Source organism: Nocardia vermiculata NBRC 100427, assembly GCF_001613265.1.
GTDB classification, from domain to species: Bacteria; Actinomycetota; Actinomycetes; order Mycobacteriales; family Mycobacteriaceae; genus Nocardia; species Nocardia vermiculata.
In genome coordinates, this window is the sequence record NZ_BDCA01000017.1 from 116,648 (window position 1) to 139,888 (window position 23,241).

At 69.4% G+C, this 23,241-nt stretch carries 22 protein-coding genes; 7 read left to right on the forward strand and 15 right to left on the reverse strand.

What is annotated here, in order from left to right; all coding sequences use genetic code 11:
• Positions 1 to 2 precede the first annotated feature (2 nt).
• The 3 genes from NV2_RS18670 to NV2_RS18680 all read right to left on the reverse strand — a co-directional run bounded on the left by NV2_RS18670 (position 3) and on the right by NV2_RS18680 (position 4,509).
• Entirely contained in the window at positions 3 to 1,568 is a 1,566-nt protein-coding gene (locus NV2_RS18670; RefSeq protein WP_067875759.1) for a serine/threonine-protein kinase, read from the reverse strand.
• A 235-nt stretch (positions 1,569 to 1,803) separates the two neighbouring features.
• On the reverse strand, positions 1,804 to 3,570 hold the full coding sequence (locus tag NV2_RS18675; RefSeq protein ID WP_084475052.1) for a penicillin-binding transpeptidase domain-containing protein: 1,767 nt from the start codon (positions 3,568 to 3,570) through the stop codon (positions 1,804 to 1,806).
• A gap of 78 nt (positions 3,571 to 3,648) precedes the next feature.
• Positions 3,649 to 4,509 carry an arylamine N-acetyltransferase family protein gene (locus NV2_RS18680; protein WP_067875762.1) on the reverse strand — a complete coding sequence of 287 codons (861 nt, stop codon included), beginning with the start codon at positions 4,507 to 4,509 and terminating at the stop codon, positions 3,649 to 3,651.
• 155 nt (positions 4,510 to 4,664) lie between these two features.
• Here NV2_RS18680 and NV2_RS18685 point away from each other — a divergent pair, with 155 nt between their 5' ends.
• Entirely contained in the window at positions 4,665 to 5,837 is a 1,173-nt protein-coding gene (locus NV2_RS18685) for a winged helix DNA-binding domain-containing protein (RefSeq protein WP_067875765.1), read from the forward strand.
• Positions 5,838 to 5,845: 8 nt separating this feature from the next.
• Here the strand turns inward: NV2_RS18685 and nadC are convergent, their stop codons facing one another.
• From nadC to nadA, 3 genes are read right to left on the reverse strand one after another with little or no spacing between them, the layout of a single operon-like run.
• Entirely contained in the window at positions 5,846 to 6,706 is an 861-nt protein-coding gene (gene nadC, locus NV2_RS18690; RefSeq protein WP_067875918.1) for a carboxylating nicotinate-nucleotide diphosphorylase, read from the reverse strand.
• 55 nt (positions 6,707 to 6,761) lie between these two features.
• Positions 6,762 to 8,357 carry an L-aspartate oxidase gene (locus NV2_RS18695; RefSeq protein WP_067875920.1) on the reverse strand — a complete coding sequence of 532 codons (1,596 nt, stop codon included), beginning with the start codon at positions 8,355 to 8,357 and terminating at the stop codon, positions 6,762 to 6,764.
• 42 nt (positions 8,358 to 8,399) lie between these two features.
• A complete protein-coding gene (nadA, locus tag NV2_RS18700) occupies positions 8,400 to 9,440 on the reverse strand; it encodes a quinolinate synthase NadA (protein WP_067875768.1) in 1,041 nt (346 codons plus the stop codon).
• A 95-nt stretch (positions 9,441 to 9,535) separates the two neighbouring features.
• Here nadA and NV2_RS18705 point away from each other — a divergent pair, with 95 nt between their 5' ends.
• Both NV2_RS18705 and NV2_RS18710 read left to right on the forward strand, forming a co-directional pair.
• Positions 9,536 to 10,339 (forward strand): NUDIX hydrolase, encoded by an 804-nt coding sequence (locus NV2_RS18705; protein ID WP_067875771.1) that lies wholly within the window; start codon positions 9,536 to 9,538, stop codon positions 10,337 to 10,339.
• A 53-nt stretch (positions 10,340 to 10,392) separates the two neighbouring features.
• Positions 10,393 to 11,037, forward strand: coding sequence for a DedA family protein (locus NV2_RS18710; protein ID WP_067875774.1), 645 nt, complete (start codon positions 10,393 to 10,395; stop codon positions 11,035 to 11,037).
• Between the two features lie 103 nt (positions 11,038 to 11,140).
• Here the strand turns inward: NV2_RS18710 and NV2_RS18715 are convergent, their stop codons facing one another.
• The 3 genes from NV2_RS18715 to bioB form a co-directional block, all read right to left on the reverse strand.
• Positions 11,141 to 11,761 (reverse strand): DUF2567 domain-containing protein, encoded by a 621-nt coding sequence (locus NV2_RS18715; protein WP_067875777.1) that lies wholly within the window; start codon positions 11,759 to 11,761, stop codon positions 11,141 to 11,143.
• Positions 11,761 to 11,985 (reverse strand): biotin synthase auxiliary protein BsaP, encoded by a 225-nt coding sequence (gene bsaP, locus NV2_RS18720; RefSeq protein WP_067875923.1) that lies wholly within the window; start codon positions 11,983 to 11,985, stop codon positions 11,761 to 11,763. Before bsaP ends, NV2_RS18715 begins: the two co-directional genes overlap by 1 nt.
• Positions 11,986 to 12,069: 84 nt before the next feature.
• Positions 12,070 to 13,083, reverse strand: a complete 1,014-nt coding sequence (bioB, locus tag NV2_RS18725) for a biotin synthase BioB (RefSeq protein ID WP_067875780.1) — start codon at positions 13,081 to 13,083, stop codon at positions 12,070 to 12,072.
• A 197-nt stretch (positions 13,084 to 13,280) separates the two neighbouring features.
• Here bioB and NV2_RS18730 point away from each other — a divergent pair, with 197 nt between their 5' ends.
• The 4 genes from NV2_RS18730 (at position 13,281) to NV2_RS18745 (ending at position 16,951) form a co-directional block, all read left to right on the forward strand.
• The gene (locus tag NV2_RS18730) at positions 13,281 to 13,865 is read left to right on the forward strand and encodes a TetR family transcriptional regulator (RefSeq protein WP_067875783.1); all 585 of its coding nucleotides are present in this window, start codon (positions 13,281 to 13,283) and stop codon (positions 13,863 to 13,865) included.
• A 171-nt stretch (positions 13,866 to 14,036) separates the two neighbouring features.
• Positions 14,037 to 15,068, forward strand: a complete 1,032-nt coding sequence (locus tag NV2_RS18735; RefSeq protein ID WP_067875786.1) for a FecCD family ABC transporter permease — start codon at positions 14,037 to 14,039, stop codon at positions 15,066 to 15,068.
• Positions 15,069 to 15,087: 19 nt separating this feature from the next.
• Entirely contained in the window at positions 15,088 to 15,915 is an 828-nt protein-coding gene (locus NV2_RS18740) for an ABC transporter ATP-binding protein (RefSeq protein WP_067875788.1), read from the forward strand.
• Between the two features lie 4 nt (positions 15,916 to 15,919).
• Positions 15,920 to 16,951, forward strand: coding sequence for an ABC transporter substrate-binding protein (locus NV2_RS18745; RefSeq protein ID WP_245662666.1), 1,032 nt, complete (start codon positions 15,920 to 15,922; stop codon positions 16,949 to 16,951).
• 4 nt (positions 16,952 to 16,955) lie between these two features.
• Here the strand turns inward: NV2_RS18745 and NV2_RS18750 are convergent, their stop codons facing one another.
• From NV2_RS18750 to NV2_RS18775, 6 genes are all read right to left on the reverse strand, one after another.
• On the reverse strand, positions 16,956 to 18,101 hold the full coding sequence (locus NV2_RS18750; protein WP_067875926.1) for an alpha/beta hydrolase: 1,146 nt from the start codon (positions 18,099 to 18,101) through the stop codon (positions 16,956 to 16,958).
• A 60-nt stretch (positions 18,102 to 18,161) separates the two neighbouring features.
• Positions 18,162 to 18,500 (reverse strand): MmcQ/YjbR family DNA-binding protein, encoded by a 339-nt coding sequence (locus tag NV2_RS18755; protein ID WP_067875929.1) that lies wholly within the window; start codon positions 18,498 to 18,500, stop codon positions 18,162 to 18,164.
• 77 nt (positions 18,501 to 18,577) lie between these two features.
• Positions 18,578 to 19,258 (reverse strand): dethiobiotin synthase, encoded by a 681-nt coding sequence (bioD, locus tag NV2_RS18760; protein ID WP_067875794.1) that lies wholly within the window; start codon positions 19,256 to 19,258, stop codon positions 18,578 to 18,580.
• Positions 19,255 to 20,430 (reverse strand): 8-amino-7-oxononanoate synthase, encoded by a 1,176-nt coding sequence (locus NV2_RS18765; RefSeq protein ID WP_067875932.1) that lies wholly within the window; start codon positions 20,428 to 20,430, stop codon positions 19,255 to 19,257. The genes bioD and NV2_RS18765 overlap by 4 nt, the downstream gene beginning before the upstream one ends.
• Positions 20,431 to 20,549: 119 nt before the next feature.
• The gene (locus NV2_RS18770; protein ID WP_067875935.1) at positions 20,550 to 21,824 is read right to left on the reverse strand and encodes an FAD-dependent monooxygenase; all 1,275 of its coding nucleotides are present in this window, start codon (positions 21,822 to 21,824) and stop codon (positions 20,550 to 20,552) included.
• A 105-nt stretch (positions 21,825 to 21,929) separates the two neighbouring features.
• The gene (locus NV2_RS18775) at positions 21,930 to 23,201 is read right to left on the reverse strand and encodes an adenosylmethionine--8-amino-7-oxononanoate transaminase (protein WP_067875797.1); all 1,272 of its coding nucleotides are present in this window, start codon (positions 23,199 to 23,201) and stop codon (positions 21,930 to 21,932) included.
• Positions 23,202 to 23,241: the final 40 nt, after the last annotated feature.

The following is a 23,241-nucleotide window of genomic DNA, read 5'->3' on the forward strand; positions in this document are numbered from 1 at the left end:
GCTCAGTGGGTGTCGCTGTCGACGAGCAGGCGACCGTTCGGGCCGACGACCACGCGCAGCTGAACCCCGTGCGAACGGCCACCGTAGGTGATGCTGGCAACCGACATGTCCACCGAGCCATCGGAATTGACGCTGGCGCCCGGCCCGCGTGCCCCTTGGATGGTGTTGTACGCGGTGATCTGGTTCTGCTCCCAGTAGCTCGAGAACGCCTGCTGATCGCCGTACACCTGCTGCGCGGCGGGAGTGAGCATATTCCATGCGGTAGCGGCGTTCTGGTCGACCAGCGCGCCGTAGAACTGTTCGATCATGCCCGCCGCGGAACCGACATCCGCCTTGCCCGAACTCTTCGTCTGCCCCACCGCGGACACGCTCGGCTCCGCCGACTCCGACTGCGCCGGGGCCGAGGTGGACGACGAGCCCGCCTGGTTGTCGGGCGATTCGGTTTTCGCGCCGCCGAACATCAGATACAGCGCCGCGCCGACGATCACGAGACCGACGACGAAGCCGCCGGCGAACAACCACGGCTTCGAATTGCGCGGCGGTGTGGGTTCGGCGGGCGGCACCGGATTGGACCGGGTGGGATGCGCACCGGGCGCTGCGGGGCGGACGGGGCGCATCTCCGGTTCCGACAGCACCGCTGCGGCGGCCATCATCTCCGAGGTGGAGATATCGGCCTGTGCCTCACGGCGATCCATGGTGCGAGTGGCCTGGCGACGCGGTGCGCTGCGGTGGGTCGACAACATCCGGGTGGATTCGGCGTCGACGGCCTGGTCGGCGAAGTCGGCGAGCTGGTCGCGGACATCGGTCATGCTGGGCCGGTCGTCGGGCTCGAAGCTGAGCAGATCCAGCAGGAGATCGGTGAGCGGGCCGGCATTGCGGGGCTGACCGAGCTGACCGTTGGCCGCGGCGTACAGCAACGCCAGCGGGTTCGGGTTCGTCCCGTACGGCGGTTCTCCCTCGAGCGCGTGGAAAAGCGTGGCGCCCAAGGCGAATACGTCGGCGGCCGGGCTCGGCTCGGCACCGCGGGCGACCTCGGGGGCGAGGTAGGCGGCGGTGCCGGAGATCAGGCCGGTCGCGGTGAGATTGACATCTCCCTTGGCCTTGGAGATGCCGAAATCGGTGATCTTCACCGTGCCGTTCTCACCCAGCAGCACGTTGCCGGGTTTGATGTCGCGGTGCACGATGCCCGCGCGATGGGCGGCGACCAGTGCCGAGGCGACCTGCTCCCCGATGCGTGCCACCTGCGGCAGTGGCAGTGTGCCCTGCGCGGACAGCACCACCGCGAGGCTCTGCGACGGCAGGTACTCCATGATCAGGCAGGGGTCACCCTCGTGATCGGTGATGTCGAAGACGACGATCGCGTTGGGGTGCTGGAAGCGCGCCGCATTACGCGCTTCGCGAGACGCGCGCTGACGCACGATCTCCTTCTCACCCGGCGGCAGACTGGGCTGGGTGAGGATCTGCTTGATCGCGACGGACCGTTCGAGTCGTTCGTCGACGGCACGCCAGACGACGCCTGTGCCGCCGCTACCAATCCGCTCGACCAGGCGGTAATGCCCTGCGATCACTTGGCCGGTTTCGATGGCACTTCTCCGAGTTTCTCCGCGATCCGTGAATTACCGCGCGCGGGAGTCAGGACCCGCACGTGTTCTCGGACGAGTGTAGCGGGCGCGACGCCCCACTCCGACCCCGGAGCGGGATCTGTGCACGAGATGGGTGACATCTCCGTGATGCGGGCGAGATCACTCGGCTATTACCCCGGGACGGGGTGTGATTGATTTCACTTTCGCGCATGATCCGATTCTACTGTTCCCGCAGGAACCGGCCGGCCGCGTCGACCGCCGGCGTGGAGCTCCCGGCATCGGCGGCGAAGACCGCGAGCGCGAGATCGCCGTTGATGCCCACGAACCACCCGTGCGCATGCTTGTCGTCGATATATTCCGCGGTACCGGTCTTACCGAGCATCCCCGGAATATCGGCCAGATTGGTCGCCGTGCCGTTGGTGACGGTCTCGCGCATCATCGATTTCACCTGATCCAGTACCGGCGCAGGGAGCGGTTCGGGCGTCCGATCGGGCCGGGCCGAGGATCCGGCGACGATCGTCGGTGCGGGCATCGAACCGTGCGCGACCGTGGCGGCGACCAGTGCCATCCCGAACGGCGAGGCCGTCACCCGGCCCTGACCGATCCCCTCCTCGACCCGCAGCGTCGGCGAGTCGGCGACCGGGACCTTTCCGGTCACCGTGGTCATCCCGGGCGCGGTGAAGTCCACTCCGAGCCCGAGTTGTGCTGCGGTGCGGGTCAATCCGTCCGGCGGCAGACCGGCCGCGAGCCGGCCCATCGTGGTGTTGCAGGAACGAGCGAAGGCGGTGTGCAGCGGCACCGTGCCCAGATCGAAGTTGTCGTCGTTGGGGATCTGGCGGCCCTCGATGTTCTCGGTTCCGGGGCAGGCGACCATGCTGTCGGCGTCGACGGCGCCGGACTGCAGTGCGGCCGAGACGGTGACCGTCTTGAACGTCGATCCGGGCGGGTACAGCCCGGTGAGCGCGATCGGACCCTCGGTATCGGCGGGATCGTTCTGGGCCACCGCGAGCACGTCACCGGTGGAGGGTTGCAGCACGACCATCGCCGCGGGTGTCGGAATCGGTGCCAGCGCGGACTCCGCGCGCCGCAGCATATCCGCATCGAGGGTGCTCGCGATGTCGTGCACCGGTTTCGGGTCGGCTCCGCCGACGGTGCGCGCACCGTCGGCGCCCTGCGCTCGCACGGCCCAGCCCGAGGCCGCGTCGGTATCGTGCTGCCACAGTTCGGTCAGCCCGGACATCGTCGGCGAAGTGAACGCCTTGTCCACCCCGAGCACCCGGTTCTGTGGGGCGAGGGTGACACCGGCCAAGGCCGACAGCTGATCGCGAACCGGCTCGAAATCGCTGTCGCGCAGCGCGATCGCGGTGATCTGCTTCCCCTGCGCCTGCGCCTGCTGATCACGCAGACTCGCCGCGGTGATGGTGGGATCTATCGGCGCGAGCACCGCGGCGACCGCCTCGGGATCGGCCTCGGGGCCCATCTGCACCAGGGTGACCAACTGCTGGGTCATCAGCTCCGCACCACTGCGGTCGAGCACCCGGGCACCGGGTTGCGGCGCGGCGGTCTCGTACGACAGCGGCCCGATGTCGAGTCCGGGTGCGACCGTGGCCGGGTCCCAGCGGATCTTCCAGTCGTCGCCGGACTCGCCGGCGTGCCCGGTCGTGGTGTATTTCCACTGATTGCCGCCCGAACCGAAGGCCCACGTGGTGTCGAGAGTGAACGAGGCGTCGTCCTTGGACCGCTGAATATCGCGCACCTCGATCTGTACCTTCGTACCGAGATTGTCGAACAGCGTGGTCAGCACCGGTGTGGCCCGGGCGGGATCACTGGTCGCACCGGCCGCGGCGGCGACGTCCCCCTCGGCGAGCGCGTCGGCGAAGGTATGCACGCTGCTCTCGAGCCGGTCACCCGAGCTCTGACCGGAACAGGCGGCTGCAGCGAGAACCGGGGCGGCGATCAGGGCGAGCAGTTTCGATCCGGTACGCATACGCATCCGGCCGACCATACCGCCGCACACATCCGCGGTCGCGGAGCTCTCCGCGCGGGTCGCCGACCGCGGGGTCCGCTACCCGGTGCGCCACTCCGCGGACGCCACGCGGGCCGCGTCGGCGTCACCGAGTTCGATGTCGAACTCGGCGGCCAGAATCTTCGGCAGGTCGGCGGGAGCGAGGTCGCGACGGTGCGCGGTGCCGTCCGGGTACTCGGTGATCCAGGTCGTATCGTCCAGGATTTCGTGCCGGTCGGGCCGGAATCGCTGGACGAAGGGGCGGGTCACGAACGGTGAGCGCGGCGCGGTGGAGACGAAGTGGTTGCCCACGGCGTAGTCGACGGGGTACTGCGGATTCAGCGTGAAGCTGTACCGGTCGATCCAGCCGTCGCGGGCGAAGTGGTGCAGTATCCACAGCTCGGAATCGAGGTCGCCGCGGCTGCGTTCCAGCCGGAACCGCCAGTCACCGGTATTCACCGCACCGGGGACCAACTCGAGCGGCGCGAGCGGGCCCGCACCGAAGCCGACATCGCACAACCACACCCGGTCGTCGTCGGCGGTCGTCACCCGCAACAGCGCGTGCGTGGCGGGGCGGATCGACCCACGCGCCCCCATACTCACTCGGCCGTGCAACCCGGTGACACCGAATCCGAGGCGTTCCAGTGCCGCGGCGAACAGCCCGACGTTTTCATAGCAGTACCCGCCGCGGGCCGTGCGCACGATCTTGTCCTGCAGCGACGGCACATCCAGCGGGACGGGACGTTTCAGCACCGGCTCGAGATTCTCGAACGGAACGCTGCTGGTGTGCGCGGCATGCAGTGCGCGCAAGGTGGCGGCGGTGGGCTCGGCGGGCCCGGTGAACCCGATGCGGGCGAAGTAGGCCGCCACATCCAGTTCCGCACCGCCCCACTGCGAAGCCCGGGCCGAATCGTCGGTCATGACACCTCCTGACACACGCGGACACCCACACCCGCTGCTGCACTGCTGCTTGCGCTGACCCAATGAGCAACGGCCGCTCGCATCGCGATGTTCCGGCCGGCCCCTACTCGCGAGGAACTCCCCCACTTCCCGAATCCATCCATTAGGCTTCGCTCATGCGTTCGATAACCGTAGCTGAGCGTCGCGCCCGTCTGGCCCACCGGCATCGACTCGCGCCGTCTGCCCGCGGCACCGACCCCGCCGATATCACCGCGTCGATGGTCGCGCTCCATGCCACCGATCCGGCAACGGTGTACCTGTCGGTCAGCGCCCGCAGCATCGGCCTCACCCCGGCCGATGTGGAGCGGGCTCTCTACGACGACCGGACGTTGCTGCGCATGCTGGCGATGCGCCGCACCATGTTCGTGGTGCCGGTCGATCTGGTCGCGGTCCTGCAGGGCGCCGTCGCCGACGCGCTGGCGGTGAAACAGCGCCGCACCTACGGCAAATACCTGCAGCAGGCCGTGCCGGGCGATATCGACACCTGGCTGGCCGAGGTCGCCGAGGAGACGCATCGGGAACTGCTGGCCCGCGGCAGTGCCACGGGTGCACAGTTGTCGGCCGCACTGCCCCGGCTCCGCACCCAGGTCGACACCGCACCGGGTAAGCCGTATTCGAAACCGACCAATATCACCACCTGGGTGCTGCTCATCCTCGGTTGCGATGGCCATATCGTGCGGGCCCGCCCGAAGGGCGGCTGGACCAGCAGCCAGTACAGCTGGGCGCCGCGTGAGGCCTGGTTGCCCGAGGGGGACGCCGCACCGACCCCGGAGTCCGCGCGTGCCGAGGTGGCCCGGCGCTGGCTGCGCACCTTCGGTCCGGCCCCTGTCGATGATCTGACCTGGTGGACCGGGTGGACGAAAACCGAAGTACGCAAGACGCTCTCGTCCCTGGACCTGACCGAGGTCGACCTCGACGGCACCACCGGGGTGATCCTGTCCGATGATCGGGCCCCCGCACCGGAGCCCGAGCCGTGGGCGGCGCTGCTGCCCGCCCTGGATCCCACGCCGATGGGCTGGCGGTCGCGCGAGTGGTTCCTCGGCCCGCACGCCCCCGCACTGTTCGACACGAATGGCAATATCGGCCCCACGGTCTGGATGGACGGCCGGATCGTGGGTGGCTGGGCACAGCGGGCGGACGGGCAGATCGTCTGGCGGCTACTCGAAGACGTCGGTGCCGACGCGAAAGCGCTGATCGAGACCGAGGTCGAGCGCACCGCCGCCTGGTACGGCGAGGTGCGCGCCATCCCTCGCTTCCGGACCCCATTGGAACGCGAACTGACGGCCTGAGCGCGCGCTCACATGTCGAGACCGAGGTCGAGAACACGCACCGAGTGCGTGAGCGCGCCGACGGCAAGGTAGTCGACACCGGTACGGGCGTACTCGGCGGCGGCATCGAGGGAGAGCCCGCCGGAGGATTCGAGCCGGGTGCGCGGGCAGCGGCTGTTGCGCCGCTGCACCGCAGCCTGGGTGGCCCACAACGGGAAGTTGTCCAGCAGCACCAGTTCCACGTTCTCGGCGAGCACCGCATCGAGTTGATCGAGACTGTCCACCTCGACCTCGCATTCGATATCGGGGTTCAGCCCCCGCACCGCCTGCAGGGCGGCGACGACCGACCCCGCGGCGACGACGTGGTTGTCCTTGATCAACGCCGCGTCGCCCAGGCCCATCCGGTGGTTGACCCCACCGCCCACCCGGACCGAATACTTCTGCAGCGCACGCAGTCCCGGCAGGGTTTTGCGGCTGTCACGGATCCGGCAGTTGGTTCCGGCGACCGCGTCCACCCACGCCGCGGTGGCAGTCGCTATTCCGGACATGTGGGTGACCAGATTGAGCATGGTGCGTTCGGCGGTGAGCAGCTGCCGGGTCGGCGCGACCACGGTCAGCACCGCATCGCCCGAACCGACCCGGGTGCCGTCGTCGACCCGGCCGGTCACCTGGTAGTTGCCGGCACCGATCACCTCGTCGAGCACCAGCAGGCCGACATCGATGCCCGCGATGGTGCCCGGCTGCCGCGACACCATCGACGCCTTCACACTCGCGTCGGCGGGAACGGTCGCGGCCGAGGTGATATCCGGTCCGTACCGCAGGTCCTCGTCCAGTGCCGTGCGGATCAGGGCCCGCAACTGCTCGCGATCCAGGGCGGGGTCCAATGCCATCATCTACTCCTCAGCATGGGTGTTCGAACGTGCGAGCCCGCGGTGGCCCGCGTGCTCACCGGGTGCTCGCCAGTGGCAGGGTGCCCACCGGGGCGACGGGTTCACCGGCCACCTGCGGGCGGCCGTCCGCGCCGAGCCGGATCGCCACACTACGCCGCAGCTCCTCGCTCGGTTGCGGGCAATCGGATCGGGTGTGACAGCCACGGCTCTCCGCCCGGGTAGTGGCCGCGACCAGCAGCGCCCGCGCGGTGATCGTCAGCGCGGCATCCTCGGCGACCGTCATGGGGTCGGCGCGCGGCGCCTCGTCCATCAGGTGCAGTACGCGCAGCATCGCCCCGCGCAGGCCGTCACCGTCGCGCACCACCGCCGCGTGCGCGGACATCAGCTGCTGCAGTGCGGAGCGGTCCGCGTGCGGTAATGCCACCTCTGGCGTATCGGTCACGCCCGCGCGGCTCCGCGAGCGCTCGGTGGTCGCGGCGATCCCCGCCCGCTCGCCCACCACGAGCCCCTCCAGCAGGCTGTTGGACGCCAGGCGATTGGCGCCGTGCAGCCCGGTGCGCGCAACCTCACCCGCGGCATACAGCCCGGGCACCGCGGTGCGGCCGTGCGTGTCGGTGACGATGCCACCGCACTGGAAATGCGCGGCGGGGGCCACCGGAATCAGGTCGGCGCGCGGATCGAGTCCCGCAGCGCGACAGGAGGTCGTGATGTTCGGGAACCTCCGGGGGAAGTCGTCGAGCGCGCGGGCGTCGAGATAGACGTGGTCGGTGCCCAGTTCGCGCATCCGGGCCGCGATGGCCCGGGAGACGATATCGCGCGGGGCCAGATCGCCCCGCGGATCGACACCGGCGGTGACCGACTCCCCGGCGGAATCGACCAGAATCGCTCCCTCGCCCCGCACCGCCTCGCTGATCAGCGGACGGCGGCCCAGACCGCCGGGACTGAACAGCACCGTGGGATGGAACTGCACGAACTCCAGATCGGCGATCAGCGCGCCGGCCCGCAAGGCCAGCGCGATCCCGTCGGCGGTCGCGCCGGGCGGATTGGTACTGCACGCGTACAACTGCCCCAGACCGCCCGTGGCCAGCAGTACCGCAGGTGCGTGCACGACGCCGAAGCCGTCACCGGACACCGCGATCACGCCCCGCACCCCGTCGGGGCCGGTGACGATATCGAGAGCCGCGGTGCCGAACAGGGTCGGCAGGCCGGCGGCGTTGAGCGCGCGCTGCACCTCCGCGCCGGTGGCGTCACCGCCGGCGTGAATGATGCGGCGGGTGCTGTGCCCGCCCTCGCGGGTACGCGAGACCTGACCGTCGCGGCCCTGGTCGAATACCGCGCCCAGATCGGTCAGCGCGGCCACGGCGTCGGCGCCGCCGGACACGACCGACCGCACGGCGTCCGGATCGCACAGTCCCGCACCGGCGTTCACGGTGTCGGCGACGTGGGAGTCGACCGTATCGCCGCCGGGCGCGACCACGGCGATCCCGCCCTGCGCGTATTGGGTGGAGGTATCGGTGGGGCCACCCTTGCTCAGGATCAGCACCCGTGCCCCACGCAGCGATGCGGTCCGTGCCGCGGTCAGTCCCGCGACACCACCACCGATCACCACCAGATCGGCTTCGGCTTCCCAGCCGATCGAAGGAGACGACATCATCGATCGAACCTTTCCGGCTACCTGTGGCCGGTTCCAGCCCTACTCGCCGCCGCCCGGATTGCCGATGGAGATCATGCGTTGCACCGAATTGCGGGCCAGCGCGGCGGTTTCGGGATCGACGTGTACCTCGTCGAGGTTGTCGGTCAGGCAGCGCAGCAATGCCGCCGGGGTGATCATCTTCATGTATTTGCAGGCAGCTCGGTCGTTGACGGCCTGGAAATCCACTCCCGGCGCGGCCTTGCGCAACTGATGCAGCATGCCGACCTCGGTCGCGACGAGCACCTGTGCGGACTTGGCGGCCTTGGCCGCGTCGATCATGCCGCCGGTGGACAGGATGTGCACCCGGTCGGCCGGGAACTCTCCCTCGCCCGCGAGGTACAGCGCGGAGGTGGCGCAGCCGCACTCGGGGTGCACGAACAGTTCGGCGTCGGGGTGCGCGCGGGCCTGCTCGTTGAGCTCGTCACCGTTGATCCCCGCGTGCACGTGGCATTCACCGGCCCAGATGTGCATGTTCTCGCGTCCGGTGACACGTTTGACGTGCGCACCGAGGAACTGATCGGGCAGGAACAGCACCTCGCGATCGGGGTCGATGGAGGCGACCACGTCGACGGCGTTGGAGGACGTGCAGCAGATATCGGTGAGCGCCTTCACCGCGGCGGTGGTGTTGACGTAGGAGACCACCACGGCATCGAGGTGTTCGGCCTTCCATTCCCGCAGGTCTGCGGCGGTGATGGAGTCCGCCAGGGAACACCCGGCGCGCTGGTCCGGAATCAGTACGGTCTTGTCCGGGCTGAGAATCTTCGCGGTCTCGGCCATGAAGTGCACACCACAGAACACGATGGTGTCCTCGGGTGCTTCGGCGGCGATCCGGGACAGCGCGAGGGAATCGCCGACATGGTCGGCGACGTCCTGAATCTCGGGTAGCTCGTAGTTGTGCGCCAGGATGGTCGCGTTGCGCTCACGCGCGAGCCGCTTGATCTCCTGTGCCCACTCCGGCGTGGCTTCGACACCGCCGAATCCGTCCGGCCCGTCGATGACTTGCGCTGCGAATGCCGTCGTCGTCGAACTCGTTGACGCCATGGCATGGCTCCTTCCTCATGCACGCAGCACTCTCACCACGCGCATCACACCGGGCCGATTCGCATCGCCCCGGTTTTCGACTTACAATCGAAAACATGGCCCATGGTAGCACCATTCACGAATCGCTCACCGCGGTGTTCCAGGTTCGTCACTTCCCGCACACGATCACCGCAGGCCCGGAGGCTGCCGAGCAAGTGATCAGCACTCCGGTCGACCCGCAGGCACCGCGCACCGGGGCCGGCTTCCGGATCGAACTCGGGGTTCTGCTGTGGCAACGCGCGATGGAACCGCAGACCGGCACCTGGTCCCTGCCGGGCGGACGGCTACGCGACGACGAGGACCTCGACGATTCGGCCCGGCGCCAGCTGGCGGAGAAGGTCGACGTGCGCGAGCTGTGGCATCTCGAACAGCTGTCGGTGTTCAGTGACCCCCACCGGGTACCGGGGGTGCGCCGGATCGCTTCGGCCTATCTGGGGCTGGTGCCGCTCACCGCCGATCCGCAGCTACCCCCCGATACGCGCTGGCATCCGGTCTCGGCGCTGCCGAACATGTCGTTCGACCACGGCACAGTCGCGCGGCATGCGCACACCCGGCTGGCGGCGAAGCTCTCCTACACCAATATCGCCTTCGCCCTTGCTCCTTCGACGTTCACCATGTCCACCCTGCGCGATATCTATTGCACCGCACTGGGATACGACGTGGACACCACCAACCTGCAGCGAGTCCTCAGCCGGCGCAAGGTGATCACCCCCACCGGTGAGACCGCGGCACCGGGACGAACCGGCGGCCGTCCGGCGGCGATGTACCGGTTCACCGACGACGAGATCCGGGTGACCGACGAATTCGCGGCACTGCGACCACCGGAAACCACCAGAGCCGAGCTGCCACCGTCTCGTTGACCCGGCACCACCGGGACGGACGCCATCGCCGCGGGCACGGTAGCGTCGAGGGAATGGAATCGCTGATGCACCGGATTCTCGATATCGCGCCGGTGTGGGTCTATCTGACGGTGGGACTGCTGGTTTTCGCCGAGGATGCCATTTTCGTCGGATTCGTCATCCCCGGTGAGACTGCCGCCGTTCTCGGTGGCGTCGCCGCCAGTCAGGGCCATGTGGTGCTGGGGGTGATGATCGCACTGGTGGTGGTCGCGGCGATCGCCGGCGACAGCGTCGGCTACGAAGTTGGTAAGCACTTCGGGCCCCGCTTGTTGAACGCCTCGTTCCTCGACAAGCACCGTGGCCGTCTCGACAAAGCCCAGGATTTCCTGGCACGCCGGGGTGGCTGGGCGGTATTCCTCGGCCGCTTCACCGCGTTCTTCCGCGCCGTGATGCCGGCCCTGGTCGGCGCCTCCCGCATGCCGTACCCACGGTTCCTGGCCTTCAACGCCTTCGGCGGGATCGTCTGGGGCGCCATCTTCGTCGTGCTCGGCTATGTCGCCGGCAACTCCTACGAGACGGTCGCCAAGACCGTCGGCCGCGATATCGCGATCGCCGTCGTGGTGGTCCTGATCCTCGGTGTCATCGTGTGGAAGGTCCGCGAACACCGCCAGGACAAGAAGATCGAATCCGAATATCACGCCACTCACGAAGGCCGCTGATCGGCTGCGCCGCAGCCGATCAGCGCAATTCCCGCCTGCCTCACCACGCGGTCGACATCGATCGGACCACGGTGCGCCGAACGGCCGGCGCTCCGCGGCCGGGTCAGTGGGGAGTGTCGACGCCCTGGTAGTGGCCGGGACCACTGTAGGGGCCGTAGGAGATCTCCGACAGCGGCAGCCCCGCTGCGGGGCCGGTCGTGGCACTGCGGCGCCCCAGGTCCTCGGAGGTACTGAGGGCCGACAACACCATCACCACGAGCCCGGCCATCAGGGGTTGCAGGAGCAGGACGGTCCAGCCCTCGACGGTGGGAGCGAGTTCGAGCACCGTACCGACGGGCGGATTGTGCGAACCGGGATGAATCCAGCCGGCGACCTGTTCACCGAACCAGGACATCAGCCAGGCGCCGCCCAGCGAGCCGACCAGCAGCGCGCCCCACATGAGCGGACCGCGTACCGAGCGCCACCGCCACACCGCGGCGGCGCTCAGCAGACCGGAAACCACACCGACGCAGGCGAACAGGGCCACCGCGTCGAAGCGGTGCGTACTCTCCCCCGTCAGCGCCGCTGCCGCACCCGGCTCGACCACCAGCACGGTCTCGGTGGGTGCGAGCATCGCCCACACCGCGCCGCCGACCAGGCTCACCGCCACCACCGCGACCACGATCCACAGCGCGGCACGCAGTTCCCGCCGCGACGACGAGACGGTGGCGTCGCGGGAGGTCATCAGCGGTGATCCAGGCTGTGGGAATCGGTCACACCGTGCCGGGAGCATTTGGCCCACCAGCCGTCCGGGCTCACCTGCACGATCATCCGGCGCCCGCATTCCACACAGAAGCGTGGCGGCTCCAACCCCAGCGCGGCGGCCGCAGGTATCGGATCGTCGAGACCCACGACGATGCGTTTACCCGTGTACGGGTTGTAGCGCTCGTGCATATCCGGCTGCGGCATCTGGACCACCATTTCGCGAAACCCCTTGTGAAGTGCAGCTCTCCAGCTGCTCGACAATACCCGACGCGGCGCGCCGGGCGCGGATCAGAGGGTGTCGTTGAGTGCCTTGATCGGCATCTTCAGATCACCCAGCAGGTCCAGATCCGCTTCGGCGGGACGACCGAGGGTGGTCAGGTAATTACCCACGATGACGGCGTTGATACCGCCGAGGATGCCCTGCTTGGCACCGAGATCGCCGAGGGTGATCTCCCGGCCGCCCGCGAAACGCAGAATGGTGCGCGGCAGCGCGAGCCGGAAGGCGGCCACGGCACGCAGCGCATCGGCGGCGGGCAGCACCTCCAGATCACCGAAGGGGGTGCCCGGGCGCGGGTTCAGGAAGTTCAGCGGCACCTCGTCGGGCTCGAGGGCGGCCAGGTTGGCGGCGAACTCCGCGCGCTGCTCCAGGCTTTCCCCCATGCCGAGGATACCGCCGCAGCACACTTCCATTCCGGCCTCGCGCACCATGCGCAGGGTGTCCCAGCGCTCCTCCCAGCTGTGGGTGGTGACCACGTTCGGGAAGTGCGAGCGCGAGGTCTCCAGATTGTGGTTGTAGCGATGCACACCCATCGCGGCGAGCTGGTCGACCTGTTCCTGGTTGAGCATGCCCAGCGAGCACGCGACCTGGATGTCGACCTCGTTGCGGATGGCCTCGACACCGGCGGCGACCTGCGCCATCAGCCGCTCGTCGGGTCCACGCACCGCGGCCACGATGCAGAATTCGGTGGCACCGGTCTTGGCGGTCTGCTTGGCCGCCTCGACCAGGCTGGGGATGTCGAGCCAGGCGGCGCGCACCGGCGACTCGAACAGGCCCGACTGCGAGCAGAAGTGGCAGTCCTCGGGGCAGCCACCGGTCTTGAGCGAGATGATGCCCTCGACCTCGACCTCCGGTCCGTTCCACTTCAGCCGCACGTCGTGGGCAAGTTCCAGCAGCGCTTCGAGCTGATCGTCCCCCAGGCGCAGCACCTCGAGGGTCTGCTCCTCGGTGAGCCCGACGCCGCGTTCGAGAACCTGCTCGCGGGCGACAGCCAGAATGTCGGTGTTCACAGGTGCCTGCGTCACTGCACGAATCCCTTCGTCCGGCCGGATACGGCCGTGCTTGTCGAGGCACGGCCGACGCCCACGCGGTTACGGGGATGCCGCCTGCGGGCCGGACCGCCCGCGCCGTGCAACTTGAACGGTGTTCAGGCTAGGGTAGAGGGAACACCGAGTCAAAACTCACACCGGGCGCGGAAAGCCCCGGAGATACAGGGGTCTTCGTGCAACTGCGCCGGGCGGATGTCATCGATGGTGCCGTCGCCATTCTCGACCAGTACGGTCTCGCCGATCTCACGATGCGACGGCTGGCCACGGCACTGCACGTGCAACCCGGCGCGCTGTACTGGCACTTCCCCAACAAACAGGCCCTGCTGGGCGCGGTGGCCGACCGGATCCTCACTCCGATGGACGAACCCGTCACCGCCACGGACTGGTCCGGTCAGGTCGGTGAGCTCGCCCACCGGTTGCGTTCGTGCCTGCTGACCTACCGGGACGGCGCCGAGCTGGTCTCGTCCACCTACGCCTCACGCCTGACCACCAGCAAGGGCCGGGAACGCCTGGCGAGCGCCATGATTCGCGGGGGAATGACCCGCGAGGAGAGTGATCTCGCGGCGTTCACGCTGCTGTACTACGTGCTGGGCGAGACGGTCGACGAGCAGTCGCGGATTCAGATGGACTCCGTGGGCGCACTGGCCGAGGAGGCTTCTCCCCTGTACGAGAACACGTCGGCGACCGAACGCTTCGACTTCGGGTTGCGACTGTTCATGGGTGGTGTACGGCATCTGCTGGGCAGCCGGGTGCGGTGACCAGACATATCGGACGGTAGAGTCCGGACCGTCATCCCCGGCGGTGCGGGAATCCGGTGTGAATCCGGAACGGTCGCGCCACCGTGACCGCGACCGTTCGTCGCGGGAGTCGGACCTCGGTCGCCGGGCACTGCTCTGAAGAGGTCGCGTCATGCCTGTGGAGTTCCGGCGATGATTCGCGTCCGGATATCCGTCGTCGTCCCGGTCGCTGCCGGGTTGTTGATCGCGGCGATGGTTCTCGCCACCGCCTGCGGCGCCGAGTCGCTGCCCGTCTCCGTGGTGCTGAGAGTGCTGCGCGACCATCTGGGTGGTGGCGGCGGACAACCGTCCGGCGTCGACACCATCGTGTGGCAGCTACGGGTGCCGCGCACCCTGCTGGCCGCCGTGGTCGGCGCCGGGCTCGCGCTGGCCGGCGCGGCGATGCAGACCCTGGTGCGTAATCCACTGGCCGATCCGTATCTGCTCGGCGTGTCCTCGGGTGCCGGGGTCGGCGCGGCCGCGGTGATCACCTCCGGCGTCTTCGCCGGTGCCGGCGTCTGGGCGCTGTCGGGCGGCGCCCTGCTCGGCGCGCTCGCCGCGGCCACCGCGGTCTTCGCGATCTCGCTGGCCCAGGGCGGTCTCACCCCGTTGCGCCTGGTACTCACGGGGACGGTGCTGGGATCGGCGTTCTCGGCACTGAGCAGCTATCTGATCTTCCGCAGCGCCGATGCGCAGGCAGCACAATCGGTGCTGTTCTGGTTGCTGGGCAGCCTGGCCGGCGCGGACTGGACGCGGATCGCGGTGCCCGCCACCGTGGTTGCCGTCGCGGCGGTCGCATTGTCCGCGGTCCACGGCTGGCTCGACGCACTCGCCGTCGGCGCCGACACCGCCGCCTCGGTGGGGGTTCCGGTGCGGGCGCTGCGCTACGCACTGTTCGTCGGGCTGGCAGTGCTGGTCGGAGTGCTGGTGGCGGTGTCGGGTGGGATCGGATTCGTCGGGCTGGTCGTCCCGCACGCGGCCCGGATGCTGGTCGGATCGAGCCACCGGCGGCTGCTGCCGGTGGCCGCACTGTGCGGGGCGCTGTTCCTGGTGGTCGCGGATGCGGCAGCGCGGATACTGGTGCGTCCCACCGAGATCCCGGTCGGGGTGCTGACCGGTCTGATCGGCGCCCCGGTGTTCCTCGTTCTGATGGGTCGCCGGCGTTACCGCTTCGGTGCGGCATGATCGGCGAGCGGAGGCGGACATGACCCGCGACACCACCCAGGGCGCCGCGCTCGAGGCCCGCGGACTGCACTGCGGTCCGCGAAGCCGATCGGTGCTCACCGGTATCGATTTCACCGTCTCCCCCGGAGAGGTGGTCGGGATCGTCGGCCCGAACGGGGCCGGAAAATCCACGCTGCTCCGTACCCTGGCCGGCCTGCTCCGGCCACGGGACGGGCGGATGCTCGTCGACGGTGCCGATCTGGGCGCGATGGCACCGCGCCGGCGGGCGCGCACGGTCGCCCTGGTGGGGCAGGACGAACAACCACCGGCGGATCTGCGGGCCGCGGAGGTCGTCGCCCTGGGCCGCACTCCCTATCTGCCGCCGTGGGGCGCGGGCAGCCGAGCCGAACGCCGAACTATCGAACATGCCCTGCACGCGGTCGATCTCGACGGCTTCGCCGAGCGACCGGTGCAGCGGATGTCGGGCGGCGAGCGGCAACGCGTGCTGCTGGCCCGGGCACTGGCGCAGGCGTGCCCGCTGCTGTTGCTCGACGAGCCGACCAATCACCTCGACATCACCCATCGGCTGGCGCTGCTGGAACTGGTTCGCGGCCTGGGCCGCACCGTCGTGATCGCCCTGCACGATCTGACGCTCGCCGACCGGTACTGCGACCGCGTGCTCGTCGTACACGACGGCAGGGCCGGGGCGCTGCTCCCACCACACGTCGCGCTGAGTTCCGACGTCCTCGCGGCCGCCTTCGACGTACGCGCGGCTCGGGTCCCGCACCCGGAGACCGGCGCGATACATCTACTCCTCGAACCGAATTCGCCCGGCCGCGAAGCAGGTGCCGGGTCCGATGAAAGGTAGTCCGATGAGATATGCGCGCTGGGCGGCCACCGTGGCGGTACTGCTCACCGTCACCGCCTGTGGCTCCACCGGAACCGCGGGCGGTGATCTCGCTGTCGTCAATTGCGGTGAGCAGGCCCGGTTTCCGGCACCGGCGCAGCGCATGTTCGTCAACGACACCAATATGATCGCGATGACACTGGCACTGGGTGCGCAGGATTCGGTGGCGGCGGTCGCGGGCCTGCAGCAGGACATTCCCACCCTGCGCCGGCATTACGGTGATGTGGTGGACGGGCTGAACAATGTGGCACCGACCTCCCCGTCCCGCGAGACGGTCCTCGCCCAGCGACCGGATGTGATGGTGGCGGGCTGGAGCTACGGCTACAGCGAGGCCACCGGCCTGACTCCGGATGCGCTGCGCGCCAACGGAGTCGCGCCCTACATTCTCACCGAGAGCTGCCGCCCGCAGGCCGGGCAACGGCAGCGTGGCACCACCGAGCCGTGGGCGGCGCTGCGCGAGGATCTGACGAATCTGGGTGCGATCACCGGCCGCACCGAGCGCGCGGCACAGGTGAACGCCGAGATCGACGCGCGGGTACAGCGGCTGCGATCGGCGCCCCGGGCCGCTGAAGCACAGCAGGCGCCGACGGTCTTCGTCTTCGACACCGCGAGCGACACCGTCTTCTCCAGCGGCAAGTTCGGTGGGCCCCACGCGGTACTGGAGGCCGCGGGCGCCCGCAACGCGCTGGGCGATGTGCCCGACACCTGGACCGCGGTGTCGTGGGAGCGCCTGGCCACCGCCGATCCCGACGCCATCGTCTTCGTCGACTACCCGGGCCAGACCTTCCAGGAGAAGATCGACGCACTGCGTGCCAAACCGGGAATCAACCGGCTGCGGGCGGTCACCGAACAGCGCTTCCTGAATCTGCCGTACGTGTTGTGGACCTCGAGCCCGCTCAATGTCGACGCCGCCGAGCAGGTCCGGGCGCAACTCGAACGATGGAACCTGCTGCCACCGTCGGGGATCCGGCCGGAGTTCGACGACGCGGTCCGGTGAGCGCTCAGCCCGCCGTGGCGCCCTGCTCGGAGTGCACCAACGCGATGAACGGCACGATCCGCTGGGTGATCACGGTGTTGTACTCGCGCGGATGCTGGCGCGGATCGGCGTGCCCGGTGCGGCGGGTCAGCACGACCAGGAGGTGGCCGTTCACGCCGCCGACCGTGTCGATGAGCACGCGGTGGGTGTATTCGTCGTCGACGACGGCATCCCGGTAGGGGTTGTGTGGGCGGATGAACGCGACTGCCGGTGGCGGTTTGCGACCGGCGGGTTCGGAGACCGAACGCAGATCGTCGACCGCGCCGCTGGCGACGATGGTCTTGAACTGGTCTTCGATCAGCCCGTTACTTGCGGCGTCGGTGTTGGCGATCTTCTCCCGCATCACGTCGCCGACCGTGTCCCACAGCGCGTCCATCCGGATCCCGGGTGGATCGGACCCGTCATCAATGAACTGTTCGCGGCGGGCATAGGTTTCGGCGAGCAGCCGCAGGCCCCGGCTTTCCCGCGCGCCGGGAAACCAGCCGAACCAGCGCAGCAGATCCTCACCGGCGTCCCGGCTCTCGGGCCGCACCGCGGACAGATTCACCGGCGTACAGTCCAGAATCACCGCCGACAGGGTGCGACTGCTGTGCCGGTGGATGTGTTTGGCGATCTCGAGTGCGATCACCCCGCCCATGCTGTGGCCGACCAGGACGACGTTGCGGATGCGGGCCGATTCGGTGACCCGGATGATGAGGTCGCTGATGACCTTGGTGTCGATACCGGTGTTGTCGTATCGCACCGCCCACACCGATCCGAGCGCCCGCAGCGACGGCAGGGCGCGGGCGGTATCGGAGGCGTCCAGCGTGCCCAGGCCGGTCATATCGAATACCGCGGTATCGCGCCGGGCCGGATCCTCGGGGCCCGCGATCGGCAGCACAGCGGGATCGGTGCGGGCCAGACGGGCCTGCTCCGGAACCACGTCGTAGTGCCAGTACTGAGCGAACAACACCAGCACGACGAGCGGAATCAGCAGCAGTCGCAACAGCACCCGCCGGGTGCGGCCGAGCGCACGCCACCGATGTCCGGTTCCGGTTTCGGTCAGCCGGGCCCGCCGGTGCGCATTGTCGTAATCCGCGACCGTGGACGGGTGCCGGGGCTCGATGGACATCCCCATCCACTGTAAGGGCGTCGACGGCTCGCGCCTGCCGTCGACCGGGGCGTCCTCGAGTCACCGGGAGTCGTCGAGTAACTGACGTGGTGCGGCCTGGCGCCACGAGTCCGCGACGATCGCCTGCAGTTCCGCGCGATCGTCCAGGGCCTCGAGACGCACCCGTACCCACGCGTTTCCGGCCTCGTGCGCGGCGATCCAGAATTTCTCCGGCTCGGCCACCACCAGTTCGTCCCGGTCGATGATCGGGCAGCGCACCGCCATCGAGGTCTCCCCCTCGGGCAGTGTCAGAAACAATTTGCCCGCCACCCGGAACGTCGGCATCCCCCAGGCGAACTGCTCCGACACCTGCGCGAGTGTCAGGGCATAGTCGCGCACGTCCTCCCCGGTAGTACTCATGACCGGCATACTGCCACGCACCACCGACAGGATCGCCGTCCCGGAATGCGCACTCGGATCGGCCCGTCCGTGCCGGTTCATCCGAGGTAGCGGCGACTCCAGTCCGGATCGAACCAGTCCGCGGCGGTGCCGGCGAAACGATCGGGTGTCCATCCGCCGGCGCCCTCGGGTACGGCGCCGACGATCGGGACTTCGGTTACCGCCGGCAGGTCGGTGCGGTTGCATTCGGCGGCGAGGTCCGGGGCGCTCGGCCAGGAGCCGATGATCACACCGGCGCACGGCACCCCGGCGGCAGTGAGCGCGCGCGTGGTGAGTTCGGTGTGATTGAGCGTGCCCAGCCCGGCGGCGGCCACCACCACCACCGGTGCGGCGAGCTTCTGTGCCAGATCCAGGAGGGTGAACTCCCCCATCCGCACCAGCAGCCCGCCCGCGCCCTCGATCAGGGTGAGGTCGGCGTCGGCCAGTTCGTCGATTCCGGCGACCGTCTCGTCGAGGGTGAGCAACGGCCGCCCGCATCGGCGAGCCGCGGTATCGGGAGCCAGCGGGTCGGGATAGCGGGCGAACTCGGCCGTGCGGGTGACACCGGACAGCCGGCTGATCACCGCGAGGTCACCGGGGTCGCCGGGACCCGTCCCGGTCTGGGCAGGCTTGCACACTGCCACGCTGCGGCCGGTGGCGCCGGCCGCCGCGGCGAGTGCCGCGGTGGCGATGGTCTTCCCCACATCGGTCGAGGTGCCGGTGATGATGAGGCGGGTCATGCCGGTATCGATTCCTGTCGTCGCTCGGGCGGGCCGGCACGGCGCGCGGTCCGCAGCACCTCGCCGAGAACGTCTGCGATGGTTCGCATCTCGGCGTCGGCCAGATCAGCGCGTGCGGTCAGGCGTAGCCGTGAGGTGCCCTCCGGCACCGACGGCGGACGGAAGCAGCCGACGGCGAGGCCGCGGGCCCGGCACTGCTGTGCCGCCTCGTAGGCGACGGGTGCCCGGCCCAGTACCACCGACACGACCGCGGAATCCGGGGCCGGCACCTCGCTCGCCCGGGCGAGTTCGGCGGCGCGGGTCAGTACTCGACCGGCCAGTGCCGGTTCCGCACGCAGTAATCCCAGCGCCGCATGCGCGGCCCCCACCGCGGCCGGTGCCAGTCCGGTATCGAAGATGAAGGTGCGGGCGGTGTCGATCAGATGTGCACGCACCCGTTCCTCGCACAGCACCACACCGCCCTGGGCGCCGAGAGCTTTCGACAGGGTGGCGGTGACGATCAGATCGGGTTCGCCGGCCAGACCGAGTTCGTGCACCAGTCCGCGCCCGCCGCCACCACGCACCCCGAGGCCGTGTGCCTCGTCGACGATCAGGATCGCACCACGGGCCCGCACCACCCGGTGCAATTCCCGCAGCGGGGCGAGATCACCGTCGGCGCTGAACACCGAATCGGTGAGGACCACGGCGCGCTGTTCGGTGCGCTCGGCCAGCAAACGGTCGACCGCCTGCACGTCACGGTGCGGGGCGATCTCCACCCGCGCTCGCGAGAGGCGGCACGCGTCGACCAACGAGGCGTGGCTCCCCGCATCGGAGACGACCAGCGAGCCACGTCCGGCGAGGGCCGTCACCACGCCCAGGTTGGCCGCATATCCGGAGGCGAAGACCAATCCCGCCTGCGCACCGGTGAAATCGGCCAGATCGGCCTCGAACTCCTCGTGCGCGACGGTCGTCCCGGTGACCAGCCGTGACCCGGTGGATCCGGTCCCCCAGGTGCGCACGGCCGCAACGGCGGCCTCGATCACCGCGGGATGGCGGGACAGGCCCAGGTAGTCGTTGGAGGCGAGGTCGATGAGATCGCTGTGTGCCGGGCGTGCCCGCAACTGCCGCCGCAACCCGGCGCGCACCCGCGCACCTGCACGCTCGTCCAGCCAGCCCAACGGATCCTCGGTCACAGCTCGGAAGCATACTTGAACGCCGTTCAGGGGTGCGTTCCGGGGCACCGGCGATACGGTCCGGCGCAGGCCGGCACGCGCGAGCGCCGCGCCGGCCTGCGCGGTATCGGCGGCACCGATCAGGCCGGTGGATACCAGTCCACCGCGCTGTCGAACGCCTGCAACATCGCACGATCCGGCATGCACCGCAGGGTCGTATCGCGTACCGTCACCGCCGGTCGCCACGACCACTGCGCTACGGATCCGATCAGCCGCGAACGCAGCGTGAGGGTACGGGTGCGCGGCCGGCGCAGCGTGTCGTAGGTCCGCAGCGCGGCCTCGAGCGGGCGGTCGGCGAGCACCGCGGCCAGCGTGACCGCATCCTCGAGCGCCTGATTCGCGCCCTGTCCGAGATTCGGTGTCATCGCATGCGCGGCATCGCCGAGCACTGCGACGGGCCCACGGACGAGGGAGCCGAGCGGAGGCAGATCGTAGATGTCGTGACGCAGCACCTCATCGGGCGAGACCAGCTCGAGCAGGCGGGGAATCGGCTCGGGCCAGCCGCCGAAACGGCGTCGGAGCTCGGCGAATTCACCGTCCACCGCGTGCTGCCCCGCGGGTGCATCGGCCACACCGAACAGATAGACCCGCCCGTCGGGGAGCGGAACCACGCCGAAACGCTCACCGCTGCCGAAGAATTCGCCGCCCTCGCGCAGGGGCGTCGTCGGCGGCGTGACCATCCGCCACGCCGTATATCCCGCATAGCGCGGCGGTCGCGCCCCCGGGCGGACTGCGGCGCGCACCACGCTGCGCACCCCGTCCGCACCGACGACCAGATCAGCGGTGTCCCACCCGGAATCATGATGTACGCGCACTGTCGCTGCAGCATCCGCGGCTGTCGCGGGCACGAGATCTTCGACCCGGCCCACACCCGGTCGAGCCGTAGCCGCGGCCCGGGAGCCGGTGCCGGAATGCGCCGTGCCGGCGCTACCGGTACGACTCCCCGGTGCAGCGTCGTCGCGGGCTCCGGCCGTGGCGACCCCGGTGACCGCCCGCCCGTAGTGCAACCGCTCGGGTTCGAGTGCACTGCGCAGGATGTCCAGCAGATCCGTGCGGTGCACCGCGACCACCGATCCGTGCCGGGCGGCGAACGCCGCGGTATCGGTACGCGAGAGCCATCGCCCGGAGCGGTCCCGGATTCCGCCCGCGGTATCGATCATGGCCCGGGCCCGCACCGGGTCACCCAGTCCGAGCGCATCCAGCGCACGTAAACCGTTCGGCCACAGCGTCAATCCGGATCCCGCGTCGGCCGGCCCGCCGGCCCGCTCCCACACCTGCACGTCGTGTCCACGCCGTTGCAGGGCGATGCCCGCGGCCAGCCCGCCGATCCCCGCACCGACGACGATCACTCGCATACCTACTCCTTCGGCTCGCCCGATCTCCGCCCAGCGAATCACAGCGCGCAGTGTGGTGCAGGCGCCGACCACCCGGCTGCGGGAGTCAGGGCTGCCGGACTCGCTTCACCCGGCGGCGGCTGTCGCGACGACACCTGCCGCGATGGTCGCGATATCGTCGGTGCTGCTGATGAACGGGGGCATGGTGTAGACCAGATTCCGGAACGGGCGCAACCACACTCCCGCATCCACCGCCGCGCGGGTGGCGGCGACCATATCGATCGGCCGGTCCAGTTCCACCACGCCGATCGCACCGAGTACCCGGACATCGACGACTCCGGGCAGCTCGCGGGCGGCCGCCAGCCCGGTCCGCAACCCGGTGTCGATCGCGGCGACCTCACCGGCCCAGTCGCGCGACAGCAACAACTCGATCGAGGCGACGGCGATCGCACACGCCAGCGGATTACCCATGAAGGTGGGCCCGTGCATCAGCCCGCCGTGTGCGGCACTGACCGTCTCGGCGATCCGGGTCGTGCACAGCGCGGCCGCCAGGCTCAGGTATCCGCCGGTGATGGCCTTGCCCACGCACATCACATCCGGTGCCACGCCCGCGGCGTCGGCCGCGAAAAGCGTTCCGGTGCGGCCGAATCCGGTGGCGATCTCGTCGAAGACCAGCAGCACCTCGTGTTCGTCGCACAGCCGGCGCAGTTCCCGCAGATAGCGCGGATGATGGAAGCGCATCCCGCCGGCCCCCTGGACGACCGGCTCCACGATGATCGCAGCGGTCTCGTGAGCGTGGGCGGCGACCAGCCGCTCCAGTTCCGCGACGTAGGCGGGATCGAACTCCGTGGGCGGCATCGGCGCGAAGATCTGCTCGGTGAGCACATCGGTCCACAGTGCATGCATCCCGCCCTCGGGATCACACACACTCATCGGGGTGAAGGTGTCGCCGTGATACCCGCCGCGCCAGGTGAACAGCCGCCGCTTGCCGGGTTTGCCGAGGGCTCGCCAGTACTGCAAGCACATCTTGGCCGCGACCTCCACCGACACCGATCCGGAGTCGCACAGGAACACCTTGTCGAGACCGTCGGGGGTCAGCTGCACCAGCAGTTGCGCCAGCCGGGCCGCCGGTTCGTGGGTGAGCCCGCCGAACATCACGTGGCTCATCCGTCCGGCCTGCTCGGCGAGTGCCGCGTCCAGGACGGGGTGCCGGTAGCCGTGCACGGCGGCCCACCAGGAACTCATGCCGTCGACCAGTTCGCGGCCGTCGGCCAGGGTGAGGCGGGTTCCGGCGGCGGAGGCGACCACCAGCGGCTCGGTGCCGGCCGGGAACCCGCCGTAGGGGTGCCAGACGTGCGCGGCGTCGAGCGCGGTGATCTGAGCGGCAGTCAGGGCCACGGGGATCCCTTCACGAGACGGTCTTGAACATCGTTCAAGT

Bases quoted from the DNA above. Each gene is read 5' to 3' on its own strand.
- NV2_RS18675 (WP_084475052.1), bottom strand. From the start codon at position 3,570: ATGCGTACCGGATCGAAACTGCTCGCCCTGATCGCCGCCCCGGTTCTC.
- NV2_RS18680 (WP_067875762.1), bottom strand. From the start codon at position 4,509: ATGACCGACGATTCGGCCCGGGCTTCGCAGTGGGGCGGTGCGGAACTG.
- NV2_RS18685 (WP_067875765.1), top strand. From the start codon at position 4,665: ATGCGTTCGATAACCGTAGCTGAGCGTCGCGCCCGTCTGGCCCACCGG.
- nadC (WP_067875918.1), bottom strand. From the start codon at position 6,706: ATGGCATTGGACCCCGCCCTGGATCGCGAGCAGTTGCGGGCCCTGATC.
- NV2_RS18695 (WP_067875920.1), bottom strand. From the start codon at position 8,357: ATGTCGTCTCCTTCGATCGGCTGGGAAGCCGAAGCCGATCTGGTGGTG.
- nadA (WP_067875768.1), bottom strand. From the start codon at position 9,440: ATGGCGTCAACGAGTTCGACGACGACGGCATTCGCAGCGCAAGTCATC.
- NV2_RS18705 (WP_067875771.1), top strand. From the start codon at position 9,536: ATGGCCCATGGTAGCACCATTCACGAATCGCTCACCGCGGTGTTCCAG.
- NV2_RS18710 (WP_067875774.1), top strand. From the start codon at position 10,393: ATGGAATCGCTGATGCACCGGATTCTCGATATCGCGCCGGTGTGGGTC.
- NV2_RS18715 (WP_067875777.1), bottom strand. From the start codon at position 11,761: ATGACCTCCCGCGACGCCACCGTCTCGTCGTCGCGGCGGGAACTGCGT.
- bsaP (WP_067875923.1), bottom strand. From the start codon at position 11,985: ATGCCGCAGCCGGATATGCACGAGCGCTACAACCCGTACACGGGTAAA.
- NV2_RS18735 (WP_067875786.1), top strand. From the start codon at position 14,037: ATGATTCGCGTCCGGATATCCGTCGTCGTCCCGGTCGCTGCCGGGTTG.
- NV2_RS18740 (WP_067875788.1), top strand. From the start codon at position 15,088: ATGACCCGCGACACCACCCAGGGCGCCGCGCTCGAGGCCCGCGGACTG.
- NV2_RS18745 (WP_245662666.1), top strand. From the start codon at position 15,920: ATGAGATATGCGCGCTGGGCGGCCACCGTGGCGGTACTGCTCACCGTC.
- NV2_RS18750 (WP_067875926.1), bottom strand. From the start codon at position 18,101: ATGTCCATCGAGCCCCGGCACCCGTCCACGGTCGCGGATTACGACAAT.
- NV2_RS18755 (WP_067875929.1), bottom strand. From the start codon at position 18,500: ATGAGTACTACCGGGGAGGACGTGCGCGACTATGCCCTGACACTCGCG.
- bioD (WP_067875794.1), bottom strand. From the start codon at position 19,258: ATGACCCGCCTCATCATCACCGGCACCTCGACCGATGTGGGGAAGACC.
- NV2_RS18770 (WP_067875935.1), bottom strand. From the start codon at position 21,824: ATGCGAGTGATCGTCGTCGGTGCGGGGATCGGCGGGCTGGCCGCGGGC.